The organism is Halomonas pelophila, from assembly GCF_040196315.1.
Classification (GTDB): domain Bacteria; phylum Pseudomonadota; class Gammaproteobacteria; order Pseudomonadales; family Halomonadaceae; genus Halomonas; species Halomonas pelophila.
Genome location: NZ_JBEGCI010000032.1, coordinates 1 through 1,307, shown reverse-complemented (window position 1 = coordinate 1,307; position 1,307 = coordinate 1). Strand labels below are relative to the sequence as shown.

The 1,307-nt window shown below is 63.0% G+C and carries 1 protein-coding gene; it reads right to left on the bottom strand.

Going from position 1 to position 1,307, the window contains the following annotated elements; genetic code table 11:
• Window positions 1–17: 17 nt before the first annotated feature.
• A partial coding sequence (locus ABE957_RS18135) for a polysaccharide biosynthesis tyrosine autokinase (protein ID WP_349760064.1) occupies window positions 18–1,307 on the bottom strand: 1,290 nt, incomplete at its 5' end.

The following is a 1,307-nucleotide window of genomic DNA, read 5'->3' as shown; positions in this document are numbered from 1 at the left end:
GAGTGACGCCATTATGGTTATTTATAAGAATACGCATAGTAGCCATAGCCGTAGGCGGTTGCCGCCTTGCGTTCCATCGCATTGAGGATTGCCCCCTTGACCGTCGCCCCACCGCTCTCCAGCCGGCGCGTGGCGATTTGCAGCTCACGCAGGGGGTTGACCTGGAAGCGGGCGACCAGCAGCGTGGTGCCGCACTGGGCCCCGACCACCGCCGCGTCGGTTACAGCCAGTACTGGCGGGGTATCAAAGATCACCAGGTCATAGCGCTGCCCTACCTCCTGCAGGAAGCGGCTGAAACCGGCGGTCATCAGTAGCTCCGACGGGTTAGGTGGTGCAGTGCCACGAGCCACGTAATCCAGACCTTCTATCCTGCTATGGCGAATCACCTCATCGAGCGTCAACTGGCCACCGAGCAGTTCGGAGAGCCCGCCTTCGCTATGCCCATTGAAGGCGCGGTGCAGGTGGCCCTTGCGCATGTCGGCATCGACCACCAGGACCTTCTGACCGGCCTGAGCGCAGACCCCGCCCAGGTTGACGGCGATGAAACTCTTGCCGATGCCGGAGCTGGGGCCAGTGATCATCAGCCGGTTGTCGCTGGCTTCCAGCATGGCGAAGTGCAGGCTAGTGCGCAGTCCGCGGAGCGCCTCGATGGAAGTATCGCCCGGCGCCCGCTCGGCAAGAACTCCGCTGGCCACCTCACTGGCATGCCGGTTGCGGCGATGCTTGATGCGCTTGACCAGCTTCTTCTGCTCTTCGGAGAGAGGCACAGTGGCGTAAACCGGCAGGCCGGCATCCTCGAGCTGCTCGGGAGACTCCACACCGCGATTGAGCAAGCCACGCATCAGCACGAGACCCACCGCCAGCATGCCGCCGAGCAGGGTGGCGAGCACCACGATTCGGGCCTTCCTGGGCTCGATGGGTGAACCGCTCACGAGGGCTTCATCAATGATGCGCACATTACCAACGGTGCCGGCGCGAGCCACCTGGAGCTCCTGCATCTTGTTGAGCACATTGACGTAGATGGCCTGGGTGACCTCGACATCACGAGTGCGGCGCACCACCTCCTGCTGAGCGGCGGGCAGTGCCTCGACACGTGAGTTGAGCTCGGCGCGTCGCTCCTCGAGCTGACGCTTCTGACGCAGCAGCGACTGGTAGGTGGGATGGTTAGTGGTGAAGCGCTCGGCGAGCTCGGCTTCCTGGAACTCGAGTTCGCTGAGCCGGCTTTCAAGCTCGATGAACTGCTGGACAGTAGCCTCGGCTTCGGCGCTGAGATCGACACTGTTCTGCTCGGTGCGATACCGGTTGAG